The organism is Microbacterium sp. nov. GSS16 (assembly GCF_028198145.1).
Taxonomy (GTDB): Bacteria; Actinomycetota; Actinomycetes; order Actinomycetales; family Microbacteriaceae; genus Microbacterium.
Genome location: NZ_CP116338.1, coordinates 1,970,446 through 1,994,361, shown reverse-complemented (window position 1 = coordinate 1,994,361; position 23,916 = coordinate 1,970,446). Strand labels below are relative to the sequence as shown.

23 protein-coding genes and 2 tRNA genes are annotated in these 23,916 nt (G+C 68.5%); 2 read left to right on the top strand and 23 right to left on the bottom strand.

Going from position 1 to position 23,916, the window contains the following annotated elements:
- Positions 1 to 2: 2 nt before the first annotated feature.
- From clpX to PGB26_RS09480, 6 genes are all read right to left on the bottom strand, one after another.
- The gene (clpX, locus tag PGB26_RS09505; protein WP_271637382.1) at positions 3 to 1,271 is read right to left on the bottom strand and encodes an ATP-dependent Clp protease ATP-binding subunit ClpX; all 1,269 of its coding nucleotides are present in this window, start codon (positions 1,269 to 1,271) and stop codon (positions 3 to 5) included.
- 104 nt (positions 1,272 to 1,375) lie between these two features.
- On the bottom strand, positions 1,376 to 2,038 hold the full coding sequence (gene deoC, locus PGB26_RS09500) for a deoxyribose-phosphate aldolase (protein WP_333909422.1): 663 nt from the start codon (positions 2,036 to 2,038) through the stop codon (positions 1,376 to 1,378).
- A gap of 145 nt (positions 2,039 to 2,183) precedes the next feature.
- Positions 2,184 to 2,825 (bottom strand): ATP-dependent Clp protease proteolytic subunit, encoded by a 642-nt coding sequence (locus PGB26_RS09495; RefSeq protein WP_271637381.1) that lies wholly within the window; start codon positions 2,823 to 2,825, stop codon positions 2,184 to 2,186.
- A 15-nt stretch (positions 2,826 to 2,840) separates the two neighbouring features.
- Positions 2,841 to 3,431 carry an ATP-dependent Clp protease proteolytic subunit gene (locus tag PGB26_RS09490; protein WP_071643102.1) on the bottom strand — a complete coding sequence of 197 codons (591 nt, stop codon included), beginning with the start codon at positions 3,429 to 3,431 and terminating at the stop codon, positions 2,841 to 2,843.
- Between the two features lie 157 nt (positions 3,432 to 3,588).
- The gene (tig, locus tag PGB26_RS09485; RefSeq protein ID WP_271637380.1) at positions 3,589 to 5,076 is read right to left on the bottom strand and encodes a trigger factor; all 1,488 of its coding nucleotides are present in this window, start codon (positions 5,074 to 5,076) and stop codon (positions 3,589 to 3,591) included.
- Positions 5,077 to 5,134: 58 nt separating this feature from the next.
- Positions 5,135 to 5,211: transfer RNA gene (locus PGB26_RS09480), tRNA-Pro, on the bottom strand.
- A 127-nt stretch (positions 5,212 to 5,338) separates the two neighbouring features.
- On the opposite strand from PGB26_RS09480, the gene PGB26_RS09475 reads away from it, so the two are divergent.
- Positions 5,339 to 5,409 (top strand) — tRNA-Gly (locus tag PGB26_RS09475).
- A 137-nt stretch (positions 5,410 to 5,546) separates the two neighbouring features.
- Here the strand turns inward: PGB26_RS09475 and PGB26_RS09470 are convergent.
- The 16 genes from PGB26_RS09470 to PGB26_RS09395 form a co-directional block, all read right to left on the bottom strand.
- Positions 5,547 to 5,903: an RNA polymerase-binding protein RbpA gene (locus PGB26_RS09470; RefSeq protein ID WP_271637379.1), complete on the bottom strand. Its 357-nt coding sequence runs from the start codon at positions 5,901 to 5,903 to the stop codon at positions 5,547 to 5,549.
- Positions 5,903 to 6,151: a preprotein translocase subunit SecG gene (secG, locus tag PGB26_RS09465; RefSeq protein WP_101186835.1), complete on the bottom strand. Its 249-nt coding sequence runs from the start codon at positions 6,149 to 6,151 to the stop codon at positions 5,903 to 5,905. Before secG ends, PGB26_RS09470 begins: the two co-directional genes overlap by 1 nt.
- Positions 6,152 to 6,231: 80 nt before the next feature.
- Positions 6,232 to 6,978 (bottom strand): triose-phosphate isomerase, encoded by a 747-nt coding sequence (tpiA, locus tag PGB26_RS09460; RefSeq protein WP_271639632.1) that lies wholly within the window; start codon positions 6,976 to 6,978, stop codon positions 6,232 to 6,234.
- A 56-nt stretch (positions 6,979 to 7,034) separates the two neighbouring features.
- Positions 7,035 to 8,249, bottom strand: a complete 1,215-nt coding sequence (locus PGB26_RS09455) for a phosphoglycerate kinase (protein ID WP_271637378.1) — start codon at positions 8,247 to 8,249, stop codon at positions 7,035 to 7,037.
- Between the two features lie 3 nt (positions 8,250 to 8,252).
- Entirely contained in the window at positions 8,253 to 9,263 is a 1,011-nt protein-coding gene (gene gap, locus PGB26_RS09450) for a type I glyceraldehyde-3-phosphate dehydrogenase (RefSeq protein ID WP_271637377.1), read from the bottom strand.
- Between the two features lie 100 nt (positions 9,264 to 9,363).
- A complete protein-coding gene (locus PGB26_RS09445) occupies positions 9,364 to 9,990 on the bottom strand; it encodes a superoxide dismutase (RefSeq protein WP_271637376.1) in 627 nt (208 codons plus the stop codon).
- Positions 9,991 to 10,158: 168 nt separating this feature from the next.
- Positions 10,159 to 11,151: a DNA-binding protein WhiA gene (whiA, locus tag PGB26_RS09440; RefSeq protein ID WP_271637375.1), complete on the bottom strand. Its 993-nt coding sequence runs from the start codon at positions 11,149 to 11,151 to the stop codon at positions 10,159 to 10,161.
- Between the two features lie 119 nt (positions 11,152 to 11,270).
- Positions 11,271 to 12,143: an RNase adapter RapZ gene (gene rapZ / locus PGB26_RS09435; protein ID WP_271637374.1), complete on the bottom strand. Its 873-nt coding sequence runs from the start codon at positions 12,141 to 12,143 to the stop codon at positions 11,271 to 11,273.
- A gap of 26 nt (positions 12,144 to 12,169) precedes the next feature.
- Positions 12,170 to 14,056, bottom strand: coding sequence for an excinuclease ABC subunit UvrC (gene uvrC, locus PGB26_RS09430; protein WP_271637373.1), 1,887 nt, complete (start codon positions 14,054 to 14,056; stop codon positions 12,170 to 12,172).
- The gene (uvrA, locus tag PGB26_RS09425) at positions 14,056 to 16,944 is read right to left on the bottom strand and encodes an excinuclease ABC subunit UvrA (RefSeq protein WP_271637372.1); all 2,889 of its coding nucleotides are present in this window, start codon (positions 16,942 to 16,944) and stop codon (positions 14,056 to 14,058) included. Before uvrA ends, uvrC begins: the two co-directional genes overlap by 1 nt.
- A gap of 3 nt (positions 16,945 to 16,947) precedes the next feature.
- Positions 16,948 to 17,529 carry a hypothetical protein gene (locus tag PGB26_RS09420; RefSeq protein ID WP_271637371.1) on the bottom strand — a complete coding sequence of 194 codons (582 nt, stop codon included), beginning with the start codon at positions 17,527 to 17,529 and terminating at the stop codon, positions 16,948 to 16,950.
- Positions 17,526 to 18,803, bottom strand: a complete 1,278-nt coding sequence (locus PGB26_RS09415; protein WP_271637370.1) for a DUF58 domain-containing protein — start codon at positions 18,801 to 18,803, stop codon at positions 17,526 to 17,528. The genes PGB26_RS09420 and PGB26_RS09415 overlap by 4 nt, the downstream gene beginning before the upstream one ends.
- A gap of 4 nt (positions 18,804 to 18,807) precedes the next feature.
- Complete coding sequence (locus PGB26_RS09410) at positions 18,808 to 19,773, bottom strand: AAA family ATPase (RefSeq protein WP_271637369.1); 966 nt, start codon at positions 19,771 to 19,773, stop codon at positions 18,808 to 18,810.
- Positions 19,770 to 20,300 carry a hypothetical protein gene (locus PGB26_RS09405; RefSeq protein WP_271637368.1) on the bottom strand — a complete coding sequence of 177 codons (531 nt, stop codon included), beginning with the start codon at positions 20,298 to 20,300 and terminating at the stop codon, positions 19,770 to 19,772. Before PGB26_RS09405 ends, PGB26_RS09410 begins: the two co-directional genes overlap by 4 nt.
- A complete protein-coding gene (locus tag PGB26_RS09400; RefSeq protein ID WP_271637367.1) occupies positions 20,297 to 21,034 on the bottom strand; it encodes a DUF4129 domain-containing protein in 738 nt (245 codons plus the stop codon). The genes PGB26_RS09405 and PGB26_RS09400 overlap by 4 nt, the downstream gene beginning before the upstream one ends.
- 54 nt (positions 21,035 to 21,088) lie before the next feature.
- A complete protein-coding gene (locus PGB26_RS09395) occupies positions 21,089 to 21,532 on the bottom strand; it encodes a MarR family winged helix-turn-helix transcriptional regulator (protein ID WP_271637366.1) in 444 nt (147 codons plus the stop codon).
- A gap of 42 nt (positions 21,533 to 21,574) precedes the next feature.
- Here PGB26_RS09395 and PGB26_RS09390 point away from each other — a divergent pair, with 42 nt between their 5' ends.
- Positions 21,575 to 21,817 carry a hypothetical protein gene (locus PGB26_RS09390; RefSeq protein WP_271637365.1) on the top strand — a complete coding sequence of 81 codons (243 nt, stop codon included), beginning with the start codon at positions 21,575 to 21,577 and terminating at the stop codon, positions 21,815 to 21,817.
- A gap of 26 nt (positions 21,818 to 21,843) precedes the next feature.
- On the opposite strand, the gene uvrB is transcribed toward PGB26_RS09390, so the two are convergent.
- Positions 21,844 to 23,913, bottom strand: coding sequence for an excinuclease ABC subunit UvrB (gene uvrB, locus PGB26_RS09385; protein ID WP_271637364.1), 2,070 nt, complete (start codon positions 23,911 to 23,913; stop codon positions 21,844 to 21,846).
- Positions 23,914 to 23,916 lie beyond the last annotated feature (3 nt).

The following is a 23,916-nucleotide window of genomic DNA, read 5'->3' as shown; positions in this document are numbered from 1 at the left end:
GCTCAGGCGCTCTTGCGCTTGCGCGCGAGAACCACGGTGGGTGCAGCACCCTCTTCGACCGCGGCCTTCGTGACCACGACCTTCGACACATCCTCGGCCGACGGGATCTCGAACATGATCGGGCCGAGCACGTCCTCGAGGATCGCACGGAGGCCGCGCGCGCCTGTCTTGCGCAGCACGGCGAGGTCGGCGATGGAACGCAGTGCGTCGTCCTCGAACTCCAGCTGCACCCCGTCGATCTCGAACATACGCTGATACTGCTTGACCAGGGCGTTGCGGGGACCCGTGAGGATGTCGATCAGGGCATCCTGATCGAGCGGCGACACCGAGGTGACGACGGGGAGTCGGCCGATGAACTCGGGGATGAGCCCGAACTTGTGCAGATCCTCAGGCAGCACCTCGCTGAACAGGTCGAGGTCCTTGCCCTTGTCGTGCAGCGGAGCGCCGAACCCGACACCGTGCTTGCCGACGCGGGCCGAGATGATCTCCTCCAGGCCCGCGAAGGCCCCGGCGACGATGAACAGCACGTTCGTCGTGTCGATCTGCAGGAACTCCTGGTGCGGGTGCTTGCGTCCGCCCTGCGGCGGTACCGAGGCGACCGTCCCCTCGAGGATCTTCAGCAGCGCCTGCTGCACGCCCTCACCGGACACGTCGCGCGTGATCGACGGGTTCTCGGCCTTGCGGGCGATCTTGTCGATCTCGTCGATGTAGATGATGCCCGTCTCGGCGCGCTTCGTGTCGTAGTCGGCCGCCTGCAGGAGCTTGAGCAGGATGTTCTCGACGTCCTCGCCGACGTAGCCCGCCTCGGTGAGAGCCGTCGCATCGGCGACCGCGAACGGCACGTTCAACCGCTTGGCGAGGGTCTGCGCGAGATAGGTCTTGCCGCAGCCGGTCGGCCCGAGCATCAGGATGTTGCTCTTCGCGACCTCGACCTCCTCCGCCTTCTGCTCGGCGGACTGGATCGTGCCGCGGGCACGCACACGCTTGTAGTGGTTGTAGACCGCCACGGCCAGAGAGCGCTTCGCAGAATCCTGACCGACCACGTACTCCTCGAGGAACGAGAAGATCTCGCGGGGCTTCGGCAGCTCGAAATCGGCGACGGGACCGCCGCCGGCCTCGGCCATGCGCTCCTCGATGATCTCGTTGCACAGCTCGACGCATTCGTCGCAGATGTACACACCGGGACCGGCGATCAGCTGCTGGACCTGCTTCTGGCTCTTTCCGCAGAAAGAGCATTTGAACAGGTCAGCGCTTTCACCGATGCGTGCCATGCGCGTCCTCCTCGAGCATTCGGTCAGGCAGAGTCCTGATGCCGTCAATCGAGCCTAACCGCACGCACCGACACAGGACGGCATTGGAGCCGGTCAGGTGGTGTTCAGTACCCCTCGGCCGCCTTCGCGCCCTCGAGGATCGCGCGTGACGACGACAGTCCGAGGCGAGTCGCGCCCGCCTCGATCATCGCCCCCGCGTCGGCAGCGGTGCGGATGCCGCCGGATGCCTTGACCTCGAGGCGGTCGCCCACCGTCTTCTTCATGAGCGACACGGCGTGCACGCTGGCGCCGCCGGCCGGGTGGAAGCCGGTGGACGTCTTCACGAAGTCGGCCCCGGCGCTCTCGGCAGCGCGGCAGACGGCGACGATGGCATCGTCGGTCAGCGCGGCGGACTCGATGATCACCTTGAGGACGACGGGTCGCGGGGCGGCGTCGCGCACTGCGCGGATGTCGGCTTCGACGTCGGCGTAGCGCCCTTCGACGGCCGCGCCGATGTCGATGACCATGTCGAGTTCGTCTGCGCCCTCGGCCACGGCGAGAGAGGCCTCGGCAGCCTTGATCGACGAATGGTGCTTGCCACTGGGGAAGCCGATCACGACGGCGAGCTTCAGCCCTTCCGGCAGGTCGAGGGGCAGAGCGGACGGCGACAGGCACACGCTGTAGGTTCCGAGGTCGGCGGCCTCCGCGATCGCCGCGGCGACGTCTGCGCGCGTCGCCTCGGGCTTGAGCAGCGTGTGATCGATGTGCCGGGCGAGGGATGCGGACACGTGGGCCTCCAGGTCGGAAAGGGTGGGAACTCCAGCGTACTCGGGGCCGATGGCGGCGCGAGCAGCGTGCGGGGCTCGATGAGCCTTCCGCGCACGAAAGAGCGGCCCGGACGCGTGTCCGGGCCGCTCTTTCATGTTCGGCGGGTCAGGCGCGCTTGCGCGAGGTGAGCACCTGATCGACGATGCCGTACTCGAGCGCCTCGGCCGCCGACAGGATCTTGTCGCGGTCGATGTCGCGGTTCACCTGCTCCACGGGCTTGCCGGTGTGGCGCGCCATCGTCTCCTCGAGCCAGGTGCGCATGCGCAGGATCTCAGCGGCCTGGATCTCGATGTCGGATGCCTGGCCGTGACCTGCTTCGCCCATCGCCGGCTGGTGCATGAGCACGCGGGCGTTGGGCAGTGCCAGTCGCTTGCCCGGGGTTCCGGCGGCGAGCAGGACGGATGCCGCCGAGGCGGCCTGTCCGAGCACGACCGTCTGGATGTGCGGCGCGACGTACTGCATGGTGTCGTAGATCGCCGTCATCGCGGTGAACGATCCACCAGGCGAGTTGATGTACATGGTGATGTCGCGGTCGGCGTCCTGGCTCTCGAGCACGAGCAGCTGCGCCATGACGTCATCGGCCGATGCGTCGTCGACCTGCACGCCGAGGAAGATCACGCGATCCTCGAAGAGCTTGTTGTACGGGTCCTGGCGCTTGAAGCCGTAGGCCGTGCGCTCTTCGAACTGGGGCAGCACGTAGCGGCTGGAGGGCAGGTTTCCGGCAGCGCGGAAGGTGGGGGTGTGCATGTGTGTGTTCCTTCCTTACTGGTCTGCGCCGGTGCCGCCGCCGCCGGTGACGTCGCTGGCGTGCTCGCGGATGTGGTCGACGAAGCCGTACTCGAGGGCCTCGTCGGCGGTGAACCAGCGGTCGCGGTCGCCGTCGGCGTTGATCTGCTCGACCGTCTTGCCGGTCTGGCCGGCCGTGATCTCGGCGAGGCGACGCTTCATCGACAGGATCAGCTGAGCCTGGGTCTGGATGTCGCTGGCCGTTCCGCCGAAGCCGCCGTGCGGCTGGTGCAGAAGAACGCGGGCGTTCGGGGTGATGTAGCGCTTGCCCTTGGTGCCGCTGGTCAGCAGCAGCTGACCCATCGAGGCGGCCATTCCGATGCCCACCGTGACGATGTCGTTGGGCACGAACTGCATGGTGTCGTAGATCGCCATGCCCGCGGTGATCGACCCGCCGGGAGAGTTGATGTAGAGGTAGATGTCCTTCTCCGAGTCCTCGGCGGCGAGAAGGAGGATCTTCGCGCAGATCTCGTTCGCGTTCTCGTCGCGCACCTCAGAGCCCAGCCAGATGATGCGGTCCTTGAGCAGCCTGTCGAAGACGCTCGTCGCCATCAGGGGTTCAGCCATGTCAGCTCCTGTTTCCGTGTGTCGGTGGTTCGAATCTACCGGCGGCGGCACGCGCGCCCGGCCGTGTTCGCCGTCGGCATATCAGCGTGGCGGCGCCGCAGACGGAAGAAGGCGGATGCTGTGCAGCATCCGCCTTCCTCGTACGATCACGCGATGATCACTCGGCCTTCTCAGCCTCGTCCTTCTTCGCAGCTGCCTTCTTGGCCGGAGCCTTCTTCGCGGCAGGCTTCTTGGCGGGCTTCTCGGCATCGTCGTCGGCTGCGGCCTTCTCGGTCGCGGCCTTCTTCTTCGCCGGAGCCTTCTTCTTCGGGGCGGGCTTCTCCTCAGCGGCAGGAGCCTCCTCGGCGTCAGCGGCGTCCTCGTCCTCGGCATCGCCGATGAACTCCGACAGGTCGACCTTCTTGCCGTTGCTGTCGACGATGTTCACCTTGCCGAGGGTCGCGGCGAGGGCCTTGTTGCGGGCGACTTCGCCGACGAGGGCGGGCAGCTGGCCGGCACCCTGCAGCGCCTCGACGAACTCCTGCGGCGCCATGCCGTACTGCGCGGCCGACTGGATGAGGTACTGGCTGAGCTCCTCCTGCGACACCTGGACGTTCGCGTTCTCGGCGATCGTGTCGAGCAGCACCTGCGTGCGGAACTGCTTCTCGCTGGCCTCGGCCACCTCTGCACGGTGCTCGTCGTCCTCGAGGCGGTTCTCGTTCTCGAGGTGCGCGTGCACCTCGTCCTCGATGAGCTGAGCGGGAACGGGGATCTCGACCTGCTCGAGCAGCTTCTCGATGAGCTGGTCGCGGGCGGCGGCGCCCTGGGTGAAGACGCCCTGCTGGGCGACGCGCTCGGCGAGGCTCTCGCGCAGCTCTGCGACGGTGTCGAACTCCGACGCCATCTGAGCGAAGTCGTCGTCGGCCTCGGGCAGCTCGCGCTCCTTGACGGCCTTGAGCGTCACCGAGACCTCGGCCTCCTCGCCGGCGTGGTCGCCGCCCACGAGAGCCGAGCGGAACGTCGTCTCCTCACCGGCGGTGAGTGAGTCCAGCGCCTCGTCGATGCCCTCGAGCAGCTCGCCCGAGCCGATCTCGTACGACACGCCCTCGGCGCGGTCGATCTCGGCGCCGTCGATGGTGGCGACGAGGTCGAGCTCGACGAAGTCACCGGTCGCAGCCGGACGGTCGACGGGGATCAGGGTGCCGAAGCGCGCGCGCAGGTTGTCGAGCTCGGCGTCGATCGCCGCCTCGTCGGCCTCGACGGCATCGACCGTGAGGGTGATGTCCGAGAGCTCGGGGAGCTCGATCTCGGGGCGCACGTCGACCTCGATGTCGACGAGCAGGTCACCCGAGAAGTCCTTCTCGTTCGGCCACTGCGTGATGTCGGCAGCGGGACGGCCGACCATGCGGACGTTGTGCTCGGCGGCAGCCTCACGGAAGAAGCCGTCGAGGGCCTCGTTCACGGCGTGCTCGATGACGGCGCCGCGGCCGACGCGCTGGTCGATGATCGGAGCCGGGACCTTGCCCTTGCGGAAGCCGGGGATCTGCACGTCCTGGGCGATGTGCTCGTAGGCGTGGGCGATGCTGGGCTTGAGGTCCTCAGGGGTGACCGTGATGGTGAGCTTGACCCGGGTCGGGGACAGCTTCTCGACGGTGCTGTTGGCCATGCTGGTGTGTCTCCTTGTGGTTTCCGCGTTGACGACGCGGTCGTGAAGTCTTCGACCGTGGTCGGGGCGACAGGATTTGAACCTGCGACCTCCCGCTCCCAAAGCGGGCGCTCTACCAAGCTGAGCTACGCCCCGGCTTGAACCCGCACACGGGAACGGCCCTGACGAGTCTAACGGACGGAACACGTCGCTCCGTCCGCTATGCTTTACGAGGTGCTCCGCTCAGCGGGCGCCTGAGAGGGCGAGACACCGCCGGAATTCCGGGGATGTAGCTTAATGGTAAAGCCTTAGTCTTCCAAACTAATGACGCGGGTTCGATTCCCGTCATCCCCTCTCCTGAAGAAGGCCCCCACCGCGAGGTGGGGGCCTTCTTCAATCATCCGGCGTTCTCCGATCCGGCGCGCCCGGAGCCCGGCACAGAGAAGAACCCCCGGGGGTGGTACCACCGGGGGTTCTTCATGTCTCGATGCTCAGTTGCCGCCGCGACGCTCGCGCAGCTGCGTGAGGGCGTCCTCGAGAAGCTGCTTGGCCTCTTCGTCGGTGCGGCGCTCCTTCACGTACGCGAGATGTGTCTTGTACGGTTCGGGCTTGGCGAGCGTCGGCGGGTTCTGCCGATCGCGCCCCGCGGGCAGCCCGCTCTGCGGGTGGTCGATCGTCTCGGGGATCTCCTCGTCGGGGAGCCCGGCCGCGAAGTAGCGGACGGTCTCGTTGCCGAGGCCGTCCCAGTACGACACGGGGATGCGGTCGGCGTGGTAGCCGTGGTCCTGCTCGCCCATGGGACCCGAGCCGACACGTGTGCCGCGGATCGCGTTTCCTCCGGTAGCCATCAGATCACCTGGAACTTCGTGATGAGACCGAGCGCGACGATCGAGATGAACCAGATCAGGGCGAGCACGATCGTGAATCGGTTGAGGTTGCGCTCGGCGAGGCCGGAAGAGCCGACCGCAGCCGACATCCCACCGCCGAACATGTCGGACAGGCCGCCACCGCGACCCTTGTGAAGAAGAATGAGGAGCGTCAGCAGCACACTGGTGATGCCAGTGAGCACCTGCAGAACGAACTCGAGAACCTGCACGAGGAAAGCCTTTCGCCGGGGCCGGAATGCCCGTCTAGCGGTCAATTATAGGACGAGGCGCTCTCGCGCCCCGTCCCGACTCACACGCCGACGTGCTTCTGGAACCGCACGATCGCCGCGAACTCGTCGACGACGAGGCTCGCGCCGCCCACCAGCGCACCGTCCACATCCGGCTCGCGCATGAAGCTGGCGATGTTGCCCGACTTGACCGATCCCCCGTACAGCACTCGGGTGCGGGCGGCCGCTTCCTCGTCGAGCACCTCAGCGAGCACGCCGCGCAGCGCGGCACAGACGTCCTGCGCCTGAGCGGGAGTCGCCGCCTGACCCGAGCCGATCGCCCAGACCGGCTCGTACGCCACGACGATGTCCGCCGATGCGGGAACGCCTTCGAGCGCCTTCTCGAGCTGGCCGGCCGGCACGGCGCTGGCGCCGTACTTCTCGAGATCCTCGGCGGTCTCGCCGACGCAGATCACCGGGATGAGGCCGTGCCTCAGCGCGGCCTTGACCTTGGCGTTCACGAGCGAGTCGTCCTCGCGGTGGTATTCGCGGCGCTCGGAGTGACCGATGATCACGTAGCCGACGTTCAGCTTCGACAGGAACGCGCCCGACACCTCGCCGGTGTACGCGCCGGAGTCGTGTGCCGAGAGATCCTGGGCGCCCAGGGCGAACGGGATCTTATCGGCGTCGATCAGCGTCTGCACGCTGCGGATGTCGGTGAACGGCGGGAACACCGCCACCTCGACGGAGTCGCCTTCGTGCCCCGCGTCCTTCAGCGTCCAGTGCAGCTTCTGCACGGTCGCAACGGCCTGAAGGTGATCGAGGTTCATCTTCCAGTTGCCCGCGATGAGCGGTGTGCGGCGGTTCTGCGCGCTGGTCACAGGGTTTACTCCCATCCGAGGACCGTGAGGCCCGGTAGCTTCTTGCCCTCGAGGAACTCGAGGCTGGCGCCTCCGCCCGTCGAGATGTGTCCGAACTGGTCGTCCGAGAATCCGAGCTGACGCACCGCCGCGGCCGAGTCCCCTCCGCCGACCACGCCGAGGCCGTCGACCTCGGCGAGCGCCTGCGCGACGGCCTTCGTCCCTGCCGCGAAGGCCGGGAACTCGAACACGCCCATCGGCCCGTTCCAGAAGGCGGTCGAAGACGAGCGCACGGCGTCGGCGAACGCCTTCGCGGTGTCAGGGCCGATGTCGAGGCCGATTCCGGATGCCCCGAACGAGCTCTGCTCGATGGCATCCGCCGCGACGGTCTCATGATCCGCGTCCGCGGCGAATCCCGAGGCGACGACGACGTCGGTGGGCAGCACGAGCTCGACGCCGCGCTCCTTCGCCTCGGCGATGTAGCCGCGGACGGTCTCGAGCTGATCCTTCTCGAGCAGGCTGGCGGCCACGGCGTGGCCCTCGGCCGCGAGGAAGGTGAAGAGCATCCCGCCGCCGATGAGCAGCCGATCGACACGCGGCAGCAGGTGCGAGATCACGCCGAGCTTGTCGCTGACCTTCGACCCGCCGAGCACCACCGTGTACGGACGCTCGGGGTTCTCGGTCAGACGATCGAGCACGTCCAGCTCGGCCGCGATCAGCAGTCCCGCTGCGGACGGCAGCAGCTCGGCCAGGTCGTAGACGCTGGCCTGCTTGCGGTGCACGACCCCGAACCCGTCGGAGACGAGGGCGTCGCCCAGCTCGGAGAGCTGACCGGCGAACGTCGCGCGGGTGGCGTCGTCCTTCGAGGTCTCGCCGGGGTTGAACCGCAGGTTCTCGAGGACGGCGATGCCGCCGTCCTCGAGACCCGCCACGACCTGGTGCGCCGAATCGCCCACGGTGTCCGCAGCGAAGGCCACGGGCGCCTCGAGCAGCTCAGACAGTCGCTGCGCGACCGGCTCGAGACTGTACCGGGGGTCGGGAGCGCCGTCAGGGCGCCCCAGGTGCGAGCACACGATCACGCGCGCGCCGGCATCGGTGAGGGCCTTGAGCGTGGGCAGCGACGCCCGGACGCGACCGTCATCGGTGATGACGCCGTCCTTCAGCGGGACGTTCAGATCACAGCGGACGATGACCCGCTTGCCCGACAGGGAACCCAGTGACTCGAGAGTGCGCAGCGCCATGGCTCAGAGACGCTCGGCGACGTACTCGGTGAGGTCGACGAGACGGTTGGAGTAGCCCCACTCGTTGTCGTACCAGCTCGAGACCTTGACGAGGTTGCCGCTGACGTTGGTCAGCTCCGAGTCGAAGATCGACGAGTGCGGGTTGAGCTGGATGTCGCTCGAGACGATCGGGTCCTCGGTGTACTCCAGGATGCCCTGCAGACGACCCTCGGCTGCCGCGTCACGGTACGCGGCGTTGATCTCGTCGACGGTCAGGCCATCGCGCTCGGCGATGATGGTGAGGTCGACGATCGAGCCGGTGGGGACGGGCACGCGGTACGACGAGCCGCTGAGCTTGCCGTTGAGCTCGGGAAGCACGAGGCCGATGGCCTTCGCGGCACCGGTCGAGGCGGGGACGATGTTGATCGCCGCTGCGCGGGCACGGCGCAGGTCGCTGTGCGGGCCGTCCTGCAGGTTCTGGTCTGCGGTGTAGGCGTGCGCGGTCATCATGAAGCCGCGCTCGATGCCGAACTTGTCGTTGAAGACCTTGGCGAGCGGCGCCAGGCAGTTGGTGGTGCACGAGGCGTTCGAGATGACGTTCATCGTGGCTGAGTCGTAGGTGTCCTCGTTCACGCCCATGACGAAGGTGCCGTCGACGTCGGTGCCGGGCGCCGAGATGATGACCTTCTTCGCACCGCCGGCGATGTGCTTCGAGGCGTCGGCCGCCTTGGTGAAGCGGCCGGTGGACTCGATGACGATGTCTACGCCGAGCTCGCCCCAGGGCAGAGCCGCCGGGTCGCGCTCCTCGAACACCTTGATGTCCTTGCCGCCGACGGTGATGACGTCGCCCTGGTGGGTGACCTCGACGCCGAGCGGGCCGCCCACCGAGTCGTACTTGAGGAGATGAGCCAGCGCGGCGTTGTCGGTGAGGTCGTTGACCGCGACGATCTCGATGTCAGCGTTCTGTGCGAGCGCCGCACGAAGGAAGTTACGTCCGATACGACCGAAGCCGTTGATACCGATCTTAACAGACACGAAAGTCTCCTGGTTCTTACTCGGGGAAATGCGTAATTCTTACGGAATGCGCGGACAACGGCGTCCTGATGGACCGAACGCCCATCAGGACGCCGGTCTTTTACGACAGTACCAGCAGACCGGAGGTCTTCTCACGCGCGATCTCGAAGCGTGACGCCACGTTCTCCCAGTTCGCGATGTTCCACGCGGCCTTGATGTAGTCGGCCTTCACGTTGAGGTAGTCGAGGTAGAAGGCGTGCTCCCACATGTCGAGCTGGAACAGCGGGATGGTGCCCTGGGCGGTGTTGCCCTGCTGGTCGAACAGCTGCTGGATGATCAGTCGAGCGCCGATCGGATCCCAGCTGAGCACAGCCCAGCCGGAGCCCTGGATGCCGGCGGCGGCTGCGGCGAAGTGCGCCTGGAACTTCTCGAACGAGCCGAAGAACTCGTCGATCGCGGCCTTGAGCTCGCCTTCCGGCTGTCCGCCGCCCTCGGGCGAGAGGTTGGTCCAGAAGATCGAGTGGTTGACGTGACCGCCCAGGTTGAACGCGAGGTCCTTCTCGAGCTTGTTCACATTGGCGAGGTTGCCGCGCTCGCGGGCCTCGGCCAGGCCGTCCAGTGCCGCGTTGGCGCCGGAGACGTATGCGGCGTGGTGCTTGTCATGGTGCAGTTCCATGATCTTGCCGCTGATATGCGGTTCCAGTGCCGCGAAATCGTAGGGAAGGTCGGGGAGCGTGTAGGTCGCCATGTCGATTTCATCCAATCCGCGCCGCGCCACGGCGCTTGCCGATCCTCTGCGACGCCGAAGTGCCTCGCAGAGCAGACGTTTTTCATCCTACTGACGACAACGCCCCGCGCGGCCGGATGTTCCGAATGCGCGCTGCGGCGGGCTCGAATCCCGCTCGCCTGCGCGACTTCAGCCGTCGAGACCGGCGGGGACGGCGGCCTCGGTGCCGGGGATGCCCTCCTGCTGAGCGCGCTTGTCGGCCATCGCGAGCAGACGTCGGATGCGGCCGGCGACGGCGTCCTTCGTGAGCGGCGGGTCGGCGTGGTGTCCGAGCTCGTCGAGGCTCGCGTCGCGGTGCGCGAGCCGAAGGCTGCCCGCGGTGCGCAGGTGCTCGGGCACATCGTCGCCCAGGATCTCGAGCGCGCGCTCGACGCGGGCGCATGCGGCCACGGCGGCCTGCGCCGACCGACGCAGGTTGGCGTCGTCGAAGTTGACCAGTCGGTTCACACCGGCGCGCACCTCGCGGCGCTGGCGCATCTCCTCCCAGGCGACCGCCGTGCGGCGGGCGCCCATCGCGGTGAGGATGGCGCGGATCGCCTCGCCCTCGCGCACGACCACGCGCGGCAGGCCGCGCACCTCGCGGGCCTTGGCCGCGACACCGAGGCGATGCGCGGCGCCGACGAGCGCCATGGCGGCCTCGCCGGACGGGCAGGAGATCTCGAGCATGGCCGACCGACCGGGCTCGCTGAGGGAGCCGGATGCCAGGAACGCTCCACGCCAGATGCCGGCGAGCTCCTCAGGAGAGCCGGTGGTGAGGCGGTTGGGCAGGCCCCGCACCGGGCGGCGCCGCGCGTCGAGCAGGCCGGTCTGGCGGGCCAGGGTCTCCCCCGCCGCGATCACGCGGACCGCCCAGCGGGCGCCACCGGCGGTGCCGCTCGAGTTCGCCGCGCTGGCCTTGACCTGAGCGATCTCGGGCCGCACTCCGTAGATCTCGGCGAGATCGCGGCTGACGCGACGGGCCAGCAGCTCGGCATCCACCTCGGCCTCCACCGCGACACGACCGGCGATGGAGTGCAGACCTCCCGCGAAACGCAGGATGGTCGTCACCTCAGCCACGCGCACCGTCGGGGGTGCGTTGCGCACGCTGACGAGCTCGGCCTTGACGTCGGTGGTTAGTGCCACGGGACTCCTCACGATCCAGGCGTCGGATCGCGACGCAAGGGACTAGCCTACAAGGCCCGGGGCCGGCGCACCGACCCGATCGGTCGTCTCCGGCGGTCGGATGCCGACCGGGCGATCGGTCACTCCCGCCCGAGGTCGCGGTGACGCACGTTGATCGCGACGCCGGGCACGTCCGCCAGGCGCCGAGCCAGCTCCTCGCTCATCGCAACAGAGCGGTGCTTGCCGCCGGTGCAGCCGATGGCGACGGTCGAGTGGCTCTTGTTCTCGCGCTGGTACCCCTCCAGCACGGGGCGCAGCGCCGCGGCGTAGGCGTCGAGGAACTGCTCGGAGCCCGGCAGGCCGAGCACGTAGTCGCGCACCGGCTCATCGCGTCCGGTGAAGTCGCGCAGCTCCTCGTTCCAGAACGGGTTCGGGAGGAACCGCATGTCTGCGACCAGGTCGACGTCCGTCGGCAGTCCGTACTTGAACCCGAAGCTCAGGATGGTCAGGCGATGGCGCGCTGCGCCCTCCTCCGAGAACATCTCCGAGACCTGCATGGCGAGCTGGTGGATGTTCAGCGTCGACGTGTCGATGAGCAGGTCGGCCGATTCGCGGATCGTGGCGAGCCGCGAGCGCTCGGTGCGGATGCCGTCGAGCAGGGTGCCGTCGCCCTGAAGCGGATGCGGACGGCGCACCGACTCGAAACGCCGCACGAGGACGTCGTCGGAGGCGTCGAGGTAGAGCACCTTCACCCCGCCGCGGGAGCGCAGCGCCCGGTACACGTCCGGCAGCTCGTCGAACAGACCGCGCCCGCGGACATCGACGACCGCGGCGATCTTCGGAAGGTTGCCGGCGCCCATGTCGGTGAGCTCGAGAAGCGGCCGGAGGATCTGCGGGGGCAGGTTGTCGACGACGTACCAGCCGAGATCCTCGAGAGCGTTCGCCGCGGTGGTGCGACCTGCTCCCGACATCCCGGTGACGATGAGGAACTCGCCCTCTTCTGCGGCCGCCATCCGTTGCTCCCTTCGCTGAGACAAGCCTACCGAGTCGCGGGCGCCTGTCCGCCCGCGAGATGGGCGTGGATGGTGGACGCGAGCACCGGTCCGATGCCCGCCACCTCGCTGATCTGCTCGGGACTCGAGGCGCGCAGCGCCGTGACCGAGCCGAAGTGGGTGAGCAGCGCCTTGATGCGGGCGTCGCCGAGGCCGGGGATCTCCCGCAGCACGGTCTGGATGTCGCGACGACGCCGCTTGCGCTGGTGAGTGATCGCAAAGCGGTGCGCCTCGTCTCGCAGTCGCTGCACCAGGTACAGCGCCTCGCTGGTGCGCGGCAGGATGACCGGGAAGTCGTCGTCCGGCACCCAGATCTCCTCAAGTCGCTTGGCGATGCCGCACAGCGCGATCTCGGTGTGCCCGCTGTCGCGCAGGGCTCTCGCGGCCGCCTGCACCTGGGGCTGTCCGCCGTCGACGACCAGCAGCTGCGGCCGGTAGGCGAAGCGCGGACGCCGCCTGCCCTCCCCCTCGTCCTCTTCGACCTGCTCAGGACTCGCATCCACCCGGGCGAGACGACGCATCAGAACCTGATACATCGAGTCGGTGTCGTCGGTGGTCTCGGCGATGTTGAACGAGCGGTACTGGTCTTTGCGCGGCAGACCGTCTTCGAAGACGACCATGGATGCCACGACGTTCGTGCCGCCGAGGTGGGAGATGTCGAAGCACTCGATGCGCAGCGGCGCCTCGTCCATGCCCAGAGCCTCCTGCAGGTCGGTCAGAGCCTGCGTGCGCGCGACGTAGTCGCTGGTTCGGCGCGTCTTGTGCCGCAGCAGCGTCTGCTGGGCGTTGAGCGTGGCGGTGCGCATGAGGTCGGCGCGCTGCCCGCGCTGGGCGACGGAGATCTCGACCCGGCGTCCGCGGCGGTCGCGCAGCCACTCCTCAAGCTCTGCCGCATCGTCGGGCAGCGTGGGCACGAGCACGCGACGCGGGATGTCGGACGAGTCTCCGTAGACGCGCTGCAGGATCTGGTCGACGAGCTCACCGCGGCTGATGTCGAGCTCTTTGTCGACGGCGAGCGATCGCACGCCGCGCACGCGGCCGCCGCGGATCACGAAGTGATGCACGGCCGCCGACAGCTCGTCCTCGGCGACGCCGAACAGGTCGGCATCCTCGTCGGACGGCAGCACGAGCGCGCTCTTGCCGAGTACGGCGTCGATCGCCGTGAGCTTGTCGCGGAACCGCGCAGCGGCCTCGTAGTCCATCGCGGCCGATGCCGCCTGCATGCGCTTGGTGAGGTCGCGGGTGAAGCGCTCATCGCCGCCGGCCATGAAGGCGACGAAGTCGTCGACCATCGCGCGGTGCTCTTCGATCGTGACCTTCATCGAGCACGGGCCGCCGCACTTGCCGATCTGCCCGGGGAAGCACGGTCTTCCCGTCTGCATGGCGCGTCGGTAGCTGGAGTCGCTGCACGTGCGGATGGGGAACGCCCTGACCATCAGGTCGATCGTCTCGTGCACCGCCCAGACCTTCGGGTACGGGCCGAAGTACCGGGCACCGGGGATGCGCCGGTTGCGTGTCACCATGACCCGCGGCGCCTCGTCCGCGAGGGTGATCGCCATGAACGGATAGGACTTGTCGTCGCGATAGCGCACGTTGAACGGCGGATCGAACTCCTTGATCCACATGTACTCGAGCTGCAGCGAGTCTACGTCGGTCGCGACGACGGTCCATTCCACCGAGGACGCGGTCGTGACCATCCGTCGCGTGCGCTCGTGCAGGGTGCGCAGCGGAGCGAAGTAGTTCGACAGGCGCTGGCGGAGATTCTTCGCCTTGCCCACGTACAGCACCCGGCCGTCGGCGTCGCGGAAGCGATAGACACCCGGATCGGTGGGGATCTCCCCCGCGCGCGGCTTGTACGGGAGGACGTCCGCCATCAGCCGGCCTTGCGCGAGTCGCGCTCCTGCCCGAGGACCTCGGCGAGGAACGCGCCCGTGTGGCTCTCCGCCACCTCGGCGATCTGCTCGGGAGTGCCTGCCGCGAGGATCTGCCCGCCGCCCGATCCGCCTTCGGGGCCGAGATCGATCACCCAGTCGGCCGACTTGATGACGTCGAGGTTGTGCTCGATGACGATGACGGTGTTGCCCTTGTCGACGAGTCCGTTCAGCACCTCGAGCAGCTTTCGCACATCCTCGAAGTGCAGACCGGTGGTCGGCTCGTCGAGCACGTAGATGCTGCGTCCGTTGCTGCGGCGCTGGAGCTCGGTGGCGAGCTTGACGCGCTGTGCCTCACCGCCCGAGAGCGTCGTCGCGGCCTGGCCCAGTCGCACGTAGCCCAGCCCGACGTCGACGAGCGTCTTCATGTAGCGGTGGATCGCCTGGATCGGTTCAAAGAACTCCGCCGCCTCGGCGATGGGCATCTCGAGCACCTCGGCGATGTTCTTGCCCTTGTAGTGCACGGCGAGCGTGTCGCGGTTGTACCGCTTGCCGTGGCAGACCTCGCAGTCGACGTACACGTCGGGCAGGAAGTTCATCTCGATCTTGATCGTGCCGTCGCCCGAGCACGCGTCGCACCGGCCGCCCTTGACGTTGAAGCTGAAGCGGCCGGGCTGATACCCGCGCACCTTCGCCTCGGGGGTCTCGCTGAACAGGGTGCGGATGCGGTCGAACACACCCGTGTAGGTGGCAGGATTCGACCGGGGCGTGCGCCCGATCGGCGCCTGATCCACGTGCACGACCTTGTCGAGGTTGTCGAGGCCCGTCACCCTGGTGTGCTTGCCAGGCACCGTGCGGGCGCCGTTGAGGCGGCCGGCGAGCACCTGGTAGAGGATGTCGTTGACCAGCGACGACTTGCCCGATCCGCTCACGCCGGTGACGGCGGTGAGCACACCCAGCGGGAAGTCGGCGGTGACGTTCTTGAGGTTGTTCGCCTTGGCGCCCACGACGCTCAGCATCCGCTTCCGGTCGATCTTGCGGCGCTTGTCTGGCACGGCGATCTCGCGGCGGCCGGCGAGATAATCGCCGGTCATCGATCCGGTCTCGGCCAGCAGCGCCGAGTAGGGCCCGGAGTGCACGACCTCGCCGCCGCCGACGCCGGCGCCGGGCCCGATGTCGACCACCCAGTCGGCGGCCTCGATGGTCTCCTCGTCGTGCTCGACCACGATCAGGGTGTTGCCGAGATCGCGCAGACGCACCAGAGTCTCGATGAGGCGGCGGTTGTCGCGCTGGTGCAGCCCGATCGACGGCTCGTCCAGCACGTAGAGAACGCCCGTCAGACCGGAGCCGATCTGGGTCGCGAGCCGGATGCGCTGCGCTTCCCCTCCGGAGAGCGAGCCGGCCGAGCGACCGAGGTTCAGGTACGACAGGCCCACCTGCAGCAGGAACTCGAGGCGCAGTCGTATCTCACGCAGCACCTGCGCGGCGATCTTCGCCTCACGCTCGGTGAGCTCGAGGTCGTGCATGAAGGTGCTCGCGTCGGCGAGACTGAGGTTCGAGACCTCCGCGATCGAGTGACCGTGCACCTTGACGGCGAGCACCTCGGGCTTGAGACGGGCGCCGTCGCACACCGGGCACGGCACTTCGCGCAGGTATTCCCCCCAGCGGCTGCGCTGGGTGTCGGACTCGGCCTGCAGGTACTGCCGTTCGATGTACGGCACCACTCCCTCGAAACCCGAGGTGTAGCGCATCTCGCGCCCATAGCGGTTCTTCCACTTGACGCTGACCTTGTAGTTGTCACCGCGCAGCACCGCTTCTCGCACGTCGGAGTGCAGCTGGTTCCAGGGCGTGTCGAGCGAGAAGTCGAGGTCGCGCGCCAGACCCTCGAGCAGGCGCTCGTAGTACTGGAACAGGCCCTTGCCCTGAGTGGTCCACGGCAGGATGACGCCCTCGCGGATCGAGAGGTCCTCGTCGCCCAGCATGAGGTCGACGTCCACCGACATCCGCGTGCCGAGGCCGGCGCACGCGGGGCACGCGCCGAACGGCGCGTTGAACGAGAACGTGCGCGGCTCGATCTCGGTCAGCGCGATCGGGTGGCCGTTCGGACAGGCGAGCTTCTCGGAGAACGACTGCCAGGCGGCGTCGCCCTCCTCGTCGACGAAGTTCACCTGCATGATGCCGCCGGCCAGGCCCAGCGCGGTCTCGACCGAGTCGGTGACGCGGCCGAGGATGTCGTCGGACGCCACGAGCCGGTCGACCACGACGGCGATGTCGTGCTTGTAGCTCTTCTTCAGCGTCGGCGGCTCGGCGAGCTGCACCAGCTCTCCGTCGACGATCGCGCGCGAGTAGCCCTTCGCACCGAGCTCCTTGAAGAGGTCGACGAACTCGCCCTTCTTCTGCGTCACGACCGGCGCCACGATCTGGTAGCGGGTGCGCTCGGGCAGCTCGACGAGCTGATCGGCGATCTGCTGCACCGTCTGACGCTGGATCCGCTCGCCGCACTCCGGACAGTGCGGGACGCCGATTCGCGCCCACAGGAGGCGCATGTAGTCGTGGATCTCGGTGATGGTGCCCACCGTCGACCGCGGGTTGCGGTTGGTCGACTTCTGGTCGATCGAGACGGCGGGGCTGAGCCCCTCGATGAAGTCGACGTCGGGACGATCGACCTGACCGAGGAACTGTCGCGCGTACGCGCTGAGCGATTCGACGTAGCGTCGCTGCCCCTCGGCGAAGATCGTGTCGAACGCGAGGCTGGACTTGCCGGAGCCGGAGAGCCCGGTGAAGACGACCAGCGAGTCGCGCGGGATGTCGATGTCGACGTTCTTCAGATTGTGGACGCGGGCACCGCGGACACTGAGTTTTGCGGAGGAGGCGACAGGAACGATGGGCACCGTTTAAGTGTAGGAGCGGCCACCGACACCGGGCTCCGCATCAGCCGAGGGCGAACGCGAGGCGCTAGGGGCGAAGGCGCTGGTGCGGCTCGCATCGAGCATCCGCAGCATGCCGAGCGCCAGCGTCAGCGCGGCGATCGCGCCCGCGATCACCGCGAGCGGCAGTGCACCCGCTGCCGGGATGACCATGCCCGTGTGCAGCACGATCTGCCCCACGGCCTGCATCGCCGCGAAGCGCAGCGCGGTGGGCCGCAGCGCCCGGAGCGACACGCGCGCCGACGCCGGCACGACCAGCGAAAGCGAGCCGAGGACGTGCAGCGCATGCACCGCCGCGACGACGATCGCGGCTCGCCCTCCGTCCGGCCCCTCGAGCAGGAGCACGATGACCAGAGCCCCTGCCGCCAGCCAGGTGCCGCCCTGGCTCGGCAGCAGTGCCCCGAACACCGCCAGAGCGGCCGCGACGCCGAGCCACACCGGCGGTGCGCCGATCGCCATCGCGGATGCCGCCACCATGAGAGCCGTGAGCACACGCAGCAGCGCGCCAGACACGCTCGGGCCGATCCTCAGCGTCTCGTCCCTTCTCATCGCGACGCTCCGCCGGCGCGCACGCGCGCCCTGGACAGCGCCGCCCATCCCCTGCCGTGATCGCCGTCCCACCGGACCACCTCCACGCCGGACTCCTCCAGCCGGCGCAGCATGTCCTGGCGCTCCGCGAGCAGCACCTGCAGCGCGAGCTCGCGCTGCAGGTTCAGTCGACGCAGATCGAGTTCGGGCAGCACGTCCACGGCGACGACGCGGTGTCCGACCGCACGCCAGCGCAGCGCGATCTCGGCGGCCGCTCCGTCGAAGAACACGGAGAGCACGTGGATGATCGATCCGTGCGGAACGGGAGGGGTTCGGCGGAACCTCGAGTCGTCGCCTGCACGACCGCTCGAGGCGATCTCGCTGAGCACCCGCGCCAGATGTCTGCGGCCTCCGCCGCTGCGCACCGTCCGCCCGTCGATGGCGAGAGTGTGGAACGCGATGCGATCGCCCTGCGCGATGGTCGCCTCGGCGATGGCCCGGGCGGCGCTCCGGGCGTGGTCGAGAGAGGTGACCCCGCTGCGCCGCAGATCTGTCGTGCCCCAGGTCGAGACCACGGATCCGAGATCGTCGGCCGTGTCCAACACGATCACGGCCGACGCGTCGCTGAGCGCGTTCGTGCGCCGGATCAGCAGCTCGCCCGGCCGGCGTGCGGCTCGCGCGGTCGCCTTCCAGTCGACGCGGCGCAGTTCGTCGCCCGGTGCGAACGGATGGATGTCGCGGAAGTCGCCTCCCTGACCGGGCTTGGCTCCTTCATGAGACCCGTGCAGGCCGGTGAGGCGGGGAGCGACCGGCATCCGCGTCAGCCGCGGGGCGGCTGCCGGCACCGCATGCACGACCGCGACGCTCTCCGAGGCCGGGCCGAGCCGGCCACCGTCGGCGGCGAGCGCACGCGCCGCCGCCTCCACCGACCGCAGCGGACCCGAGTGCAGGGCACGGCTGGATGCCCGTATCCGGGCACCTCCGGCGACGAATACGCGTCGCCGACGCCGATCGGACTGGACGACCGACACCTCGACGATCTCCGCTGCGGGTTCGACCCGGATGTCGTCGTGCACCCAGCCGGGGTCGTCGCTGGTGCGCTTGTGGATCTCCACGGCCACGGCGGCTGCATCGACCCGGAACGCGTGCACGACCCACAGCGCCAGCGGCAGGCCGACCGTTATGACGTCGACCCGGCCGAGCAGGAGACCCACGACCGGCGCGGTCACCGCGCCGACGATGCCCATCAGCACCGCAGGGCTGAGCCGTGAGGAGGCAGTGGCCGAGACCGTCATCCGCTCAGGTCCTCACCGCGGAGATGCTGGGCGGCACAGCCACGCCGACGACGACGGAACGCACGACGTCGGCGGGATCGACGCCCTGAGCCCACGCCTGAGGTGTCAGGGTCAGCCGGTGCGCGAGTACGGGCACCGCGACCCGCTTGACGTCATCGGGGCGCACGAAGTCCCGCCCGTCGAGCGCGGCCAGCGCACGACCGATGAGAAGCAGCGCCTGCGAACCGCGCGGCGAAGCGCCGACCGCGACGTGCTGCGCGTGACGCGTCGCCGCGGCTAGCGCGACGCAGTACGCGGCGATGTCGGGGTCGACATGGATTCGCTCGACGGCCTGCTGCAGCTCCGCGAGCTCACCGGGCTCGAGCACCGCCGGGACCTCCGCCGCCTCCTGGCGGCGCCGCACGCGGGAGAGCAGGATCTCGGTCTCCCCCTCCGCATCGGGATAGCCGACCGCGAGACGCACCATGAAGCGATCCAGTTGGGCCTCGGGCAGTGCGTAGGTTCCCTCGTACTCGATCGGGTTGGCCGTGGCGATCACGTGGAAGGGCGTGCCGAGCGGGAAGCTGTTGCCCTCCACCGTCACCTGGCGCTCCGCCATCGCCTCGAGCATCGCCGACTGCGTCTTCGGCGTCGTGCGGTTGATCTCGTCGGCGAGCAGCAGTCCCGTGAAGATCGGCCCGGGTCGGAACACGAACTCCCCCGTGTCGGGTGCGTAGACGTATGACCCCGTGACGTCTCCGGGCAGCATGTCCGGCGTGCACTGCAGGCGCCGGAACGAGAGACCGAGGGCGGATGCCAGGCTGCGCGCCGCGACGGTCTTGCCGAGCCCCGGCACGTCTTCGAAGAGGACATGCCCGCCTGCGAGGATCGTCGCGAGAGCGATCTCGAGCGGCCCTTCCATGCCCACCACGACGCTGCCGACCGCAGCGCGGATGCGTCGGCCGGTCTCGGCGATGTCGTCGAAGTTCATCCGGTTCTCTCTCCCTGTCGTGGTTGATCCGCGAGTGATGGCTGCACGATCTGCTGCGGGAGCGGCGCCGCGAGCTGCTCGAGCCGCTCGGCAGCGTCCAGCCCGTCGCGGATGTCGCGCACCGTCGTGCGCCGCCCGTTCAGGCGCTGCCACAGCCCGGGACCGAGATGCCGGTCGACCGCCGCGCTGTGCGCATCGTCTTCGGTGTCGACACCCAGCCGTCCGAGGCGACGACGCAGCGTCGCCCGCACTCGACGGGTGACCGCCTCGTTCGCCGTGTCGGTCTGCGGGTTGATCGCCCAGGCCAGCCGCGAGATCTCCGATCCGACGTAGCGCGGGTCCGGCGGACGCCCGGGCGCGTCGAAGCGGGGATCGTCCGGCATCCGGATGCCGGTCAGCAGCGTGACCGTCGCTGCGGCGATCGCCCACCCCCACGCGAAGATGCTCTGCACTCCGAGCACATGGAGCACGCCGGCGCCGATGGCGCCGATCACAGTGGGGAGCACGGCCCGTCGAACTGCTCTCACCGCCATCCTCGCTCGATCTCGGCGAGGGTGCGGGCTGCGTCGTCGCGCATCGCCTCCGTCGGCTGGTGACCTCCGAATCGAACCTGCTCGTACAGGTTCAGCAGGCGCTGTGCGGGCTCATCGATTCCGGGACGGGTGAGCAGGATTCGCAGGGTGAACTCGGCGGGAGTCTCGGCCCGACCGCGACCCGCGCCGGCATCGGACGCCGTCTCCTCGAGGCCGAGCCAGGCGGCGACGATCGCGTCGCCCGGATCCCGTCGCTTCGTCACGGCCGACAGGGCGGCCGCGATGCCGCGCAGCACCGTCGGCGCGTCCACCGTCTCTTGGTGGGCGGGTTCGATCGCCGCCTCGACTTCTGTTCCTGCGGGATCGGGCAGCGCGCGCATCCGGTGGCGGAGCGCGGCGATGAGCGCCCGGATCAGGCGCACCAGCACGATGATCACCACGACTGCGACGAACACGAGCAGCGCGATGCCGATGATGATGATGACCGGGTTCGGCTCCGACGGCTCGGGCGGTGGCGGAGACGGGGCGGCTGTCAGCGTCTGCGGCGCGGTCGGCGCTTGCCGCGGAGCGAAGTCGAGGATCCCACCGGTGACCACGGGGCGTCCCGCCAGAGCCGTCGCGGCGATGACGACGAGGAACAGGCCGAGCACCCCGGCATGCATCAGCAGAGACCCAGCGCGTGCGCGGGGCGGGGCCGATCGTCGACCCCGTTCCGCGCTGACCGTCATGTCAGTCAGCCTAGGTGTTCGCCGTCGTCGGCGCGGAAGCGGGCGTCGACCCGCTCAGAGATCCGCCGTCGTCCGACCCGCGAACGGCTTGAGTGCGTCCCTGAGCGAGGCGGCTTCATCGATGCCCGTGCCGACAGCGGCCATGACGGCATGGGGCACATCGATCGCTCTGGCTCGCAGCGCCCGACCGGCGTCGGTGAGGGTGATGTCGAGACGGCGCTCGTCTGCGGTGCTGCGCGCACGTTCGACGAGTCCGTCCTTCTCGAGCCGTTTGACCAGAGGCGAGGCGCTGGCCGGTTCGAGGGCGAGCTCTGCGGACAGGTCGGTGAGGGAGCGCGGCGAGCGCTCCCACAGGGCGAGCATCACGAGGTACTGCGGGTGCGTCAGCCCGAGCGGCTCGAGGATGGGCCGATAGACCGCGACGACGTTGCGCGCCGCGGTGACCATGGCGAAGCAGAGCTGGTTCTCGAGCCGAAGCAGGTCGTCGTCGGTGGTCATGTCTCCGATTGTACGCCCAGAGATATTTAGTACACTAACGGTATGGCCAAGGACTCCGATCATGTTCCGCTGCGCACCCGCATCCGCGAGGCGGGCGGACTCTACGCCTGGTTCAACAGCAATCTGATCCGCTTCGCCGGCCCCGCCTCGGTCGGTCCGTATGAGCCGACGCTTCCGCCCAGCGCGGCCGAGCGCGCGGAGCGCGCATGCCCGCTGTGCGGCGCGCCGATGAACCAGCACAGCATCGACCGCAGCGGCCCGAAGCCGCTGGTGCACTGCCCCTGACCCGGCTCGTGCACTGCGGCCCGGGTTCAGGCGTGCCCGGCCCGCTCCATTGCGCGCAGTTCCTTCTTGAGGTCCTGCACCTCGTCGCGGAGCCGCGCGGCCAGCTCGAACTTGAGCTCGCTGGCGGCTGCGAGCATCTGATCCGACAGATCGGCGATCGTCTCCTCGAGCTGCGCTGCGCCTTCGGCTGCGATGCCCGTGCGCCGCAGGTTCGGCGTCGGCGACTTGCCCTTGCCGCTCTTGTTGCGCGCCGATCGCATATCAGCGGTGTCCGCCGCCTCGCGAGCGAGCACCTCGGTGATGTCGGCGATCCGCTTGCGCAGCGGCTGCGGGTCGATCCCGTGCTCCTTGTTGTACGCGATCTGCTTCTCGCGGCGGCGCTCGGTCTCCTCGATGGCCTTGGTCATCGAGTCGGTCATGTTGTCGGCGTACATGTGCACCTCGCCCGAGACGTTGCGCGCGGCGCGGCCGATCGTCTGGATGAGCGATGTCCCCGAGCGCAGGAAGCCCTCCTTGTCGGCGTCGAGGATGGCGACCAGAGACACCTCCGGCAGATCGAGCCCCTCTCGCAGGAGGTTGATGCCGACGAGCACGTCGTAGACTCCGGCGCGCAGCTCGCTGAGCAGCTCGACGCGTCGCAGCGTGTCGACGTCGGAGTGCAGGTATCGCACGCGCACGCCGTGCTCGCCGAGGAAGTCCGTGAGCTCTTCCGCCATCTTCTTCGTCAGCGTCGTGACGAGCACCCGCTCGTCACGCTCGACCCGGAGGCGGATCTCCTCGAGGAGGTCGTCGATCTGTCCCTTCGAGGGCTTCACGATGATCTCGGGGTCGACGAGGCCGGTCGGCCGGATGATCTGCTCGACCACGCCGTCTGCGATGCCCATCTCGTACTTGCCCGGGGTCGCCGACAGGTACACCGTCTGTCCGATCCGGTTCTTGAACTCGTCCCACCGCAGCGGACGGTTGTCCATCGCACTGGGCAGGCGGAAGCCGTGCTCGACGAGCGTGCGCTTGCGTGACGCGTCGCCTTCGTACATCGCGCCGATCTGCGGCACGGTCACGTGCGACTCGTCGATGACGAGCAGGAAGTCGTCGGGGAAGAAGTCGAGCAGGGTGTGCGGCGGTTCGCCTGGCATGCGGCCGTCCATGTGCCGCGAGTAGTTCTCGATGCCCGAGCAGAAGCCGAGCTGCTGCAGCATCTCGATGTCGAAGGTCGTGCGCATGCGCAGCCGCTGGGCCTCGAGCAGCTTGCCCTGACGCTCGAGCTCCGCCAGCCGCTCCTCGAGTTCGTGCTCGATCGTGCCGATCGCGCGCTGCACGACGTCCGTGCCCGCGACGTAGTGCGAGGCGGGGAAGATCGGCACGGAGTCGAGCTTGGCGATGACCTCTCCGGTGAGCGGATGCAGCGAGTACAGCGCCTCGATCTCGTCGCCGAACAGCTCGATCCGGATCGCGTGCTCTTCGTACACCGGGATGATCTCGATCGTGTCGCCGCGCACACGGAAGTTGCCACGCGAGAAGTCGACGTCGTTGCGGTTGTACTGCATCGCGATGAACTGACGGATCAGCGCGTCGCGATCGTAGCGCTCACCCACCTGCAGGGCGACCATGGCGCGCAGGTACTCCTCGGGAGCCCCCAGGCCGTAGATGCACGACACCGTCGAGACCACGACGACGTCACGCCTGCTGAGCAGGGAGTTGGTCGTCGAGTGGCGCAGCCGCTCGACCTCGGCGTTGATGGACGAGTCCTTCTCGATGAAGGTGTCCGTCTGGGGCACGTACGCCTCGGGCTGGTAGTAGTCGTAGTACGAGACGAAGTACTCGATCGCGTTGTTCGGCATCAGTTCGCGGAACTCGTTGGCCAGCTGCGCCGCGAGGGTCTTGTTGTGCGCCATCACGAGCGTCGGCCGCTGCACCTGCTCGATGAGCCACGCGGTCGTCGCGGACTTTCCGGTACCGGTCGCTCCGAGCAGCACCACGTCGGTCTCGCCGGCGTTGATGCGCGCCGCGAGCTCGGCGATCGCCTGCGGCTGATCTCCGGCGGGCATGTACTCGCTGACCACCTCGAAGGGGCGGACGCTGCGCGTGGGTTGCATACG

Bases quoted from the DNA above. Each gene is read 5' to 3' on its own strand.
- clpX (WP_271637382.1), bottom strand. From the start codon at position 1,271: ATGGCACGCATCGGTGAAAGCGCTGACCTGTTCAAATGCTCTTTCTGC.
- PGB26_RS09495 (WP_271637381.1), bottom strand. From the start codon at position 2,825: ATGCACACCCCCACCTTCCGCGCTGCCGGAAACCTGCCCTCCAGCCGC.
- PGB26_RS09490 (WP_071643102.1), bottom strand. From the start codon at position 3,431: ATGGCTGAACCCCTGATGGCGACGAGCGTCTTCGACAGGCTGCTCAAG.
- tig (WP_271637380.1), bottom strand. From the start codon at position 5,076: ATGGCCAACAGCACCGTCGAGAAGCTGTCCCCGACCCGGGTCAAGCTC.
- PGB26_RS09470 (WP_271637379.1), bottom strand. From the start codon at position 5,903: ATGGCTACCGGAGGAAACGCGATCCGCGGCACACGTGTCGGCTCGGGT.
- tpiA (WP_271639632.1), bottom strand. From the start codon at position 6,978: ATGAACCTCGATCACCTTCAGGCCGTTGCGACCGTGCAGAAGCTGCAC.
- PGB26_RS09455 (WP_271637378.1), bottom strand. From the start codon at position 8,249: ATGGCGCTGCGCACTCTCGAGTCACTGGGTTCCCTGTCGGGCAAGCGG.
- PGB26_RS09445 (WP_271637376.1), bottom strand. From the start codon at position 9,990: ATGGCGACCTACACGCTCCCCGACCTTCCCTACGATTTCGCGGCACTG.
- rapZ (WP_271637374.1), bottom strand. From the start codon at position 12,143: ATGGCGGCCGCAGAAGAGGGCGAGTTCCTCATCGTCACCGGGATGTCG.
- uvrC (WP_271637373.1), bottom strand. From the start codon at position 14,056: ATGGCGGACGTCCTCCCGTACAAGCCGCGCGCGGGGGAGATCCCCACC.
- PGB26_RS09420 (WP_271637371.1), bottom strand. From the start codon at position 17,529: ATGAGAAGGGACGAGACGCTGAGGATCGGCCCGAGCGTGTCTGGCGCG.
- PGB26_RS09415 (WP_271637370.1), bottom strand. From the start codon at position 18,803: ATGACGGTCTCGGCCACTGCCTCCTCACGGCTCAGCCCTGCGGTGCTG.
- PGB26_RS09410 (WP_271637369.1), bottom strand. From the start codon at position 19,773: ATGAACTTCGACGACATCGCCGAGACCGGCCGACGCATCCGCGCTGCG.
- PGB26_RS09400 (WP_271637367.1), bottom strand. From the start codon at position 21,034: ATGACGGTCAGCGCGGAACGGGGTCGACGATCGGCCCCGCCCCGCGCA.
- PGB26_RS09395 (WP_271637366.1), bottom strand. From the start codon at position 21,532: ATGACCACCGACGACGACCTGCTTCGGCTCGAGAACCAGCTCTGCTTC.
- PGB26_RS09390 (WP_271637365.1), top strand. From the start codon at position 21,575: ATGGCCAAGGACTCCGATCATGTTCCGCTGCGCACCCGCATCCGCGAG.
- uvrB (WP_271637364.1), bottom strand. From the start codon at position 23,913: ATGCAACCCACGCGCAGCGTCCGCCCCTTCGAGGTGGTCAGCGAGTAC.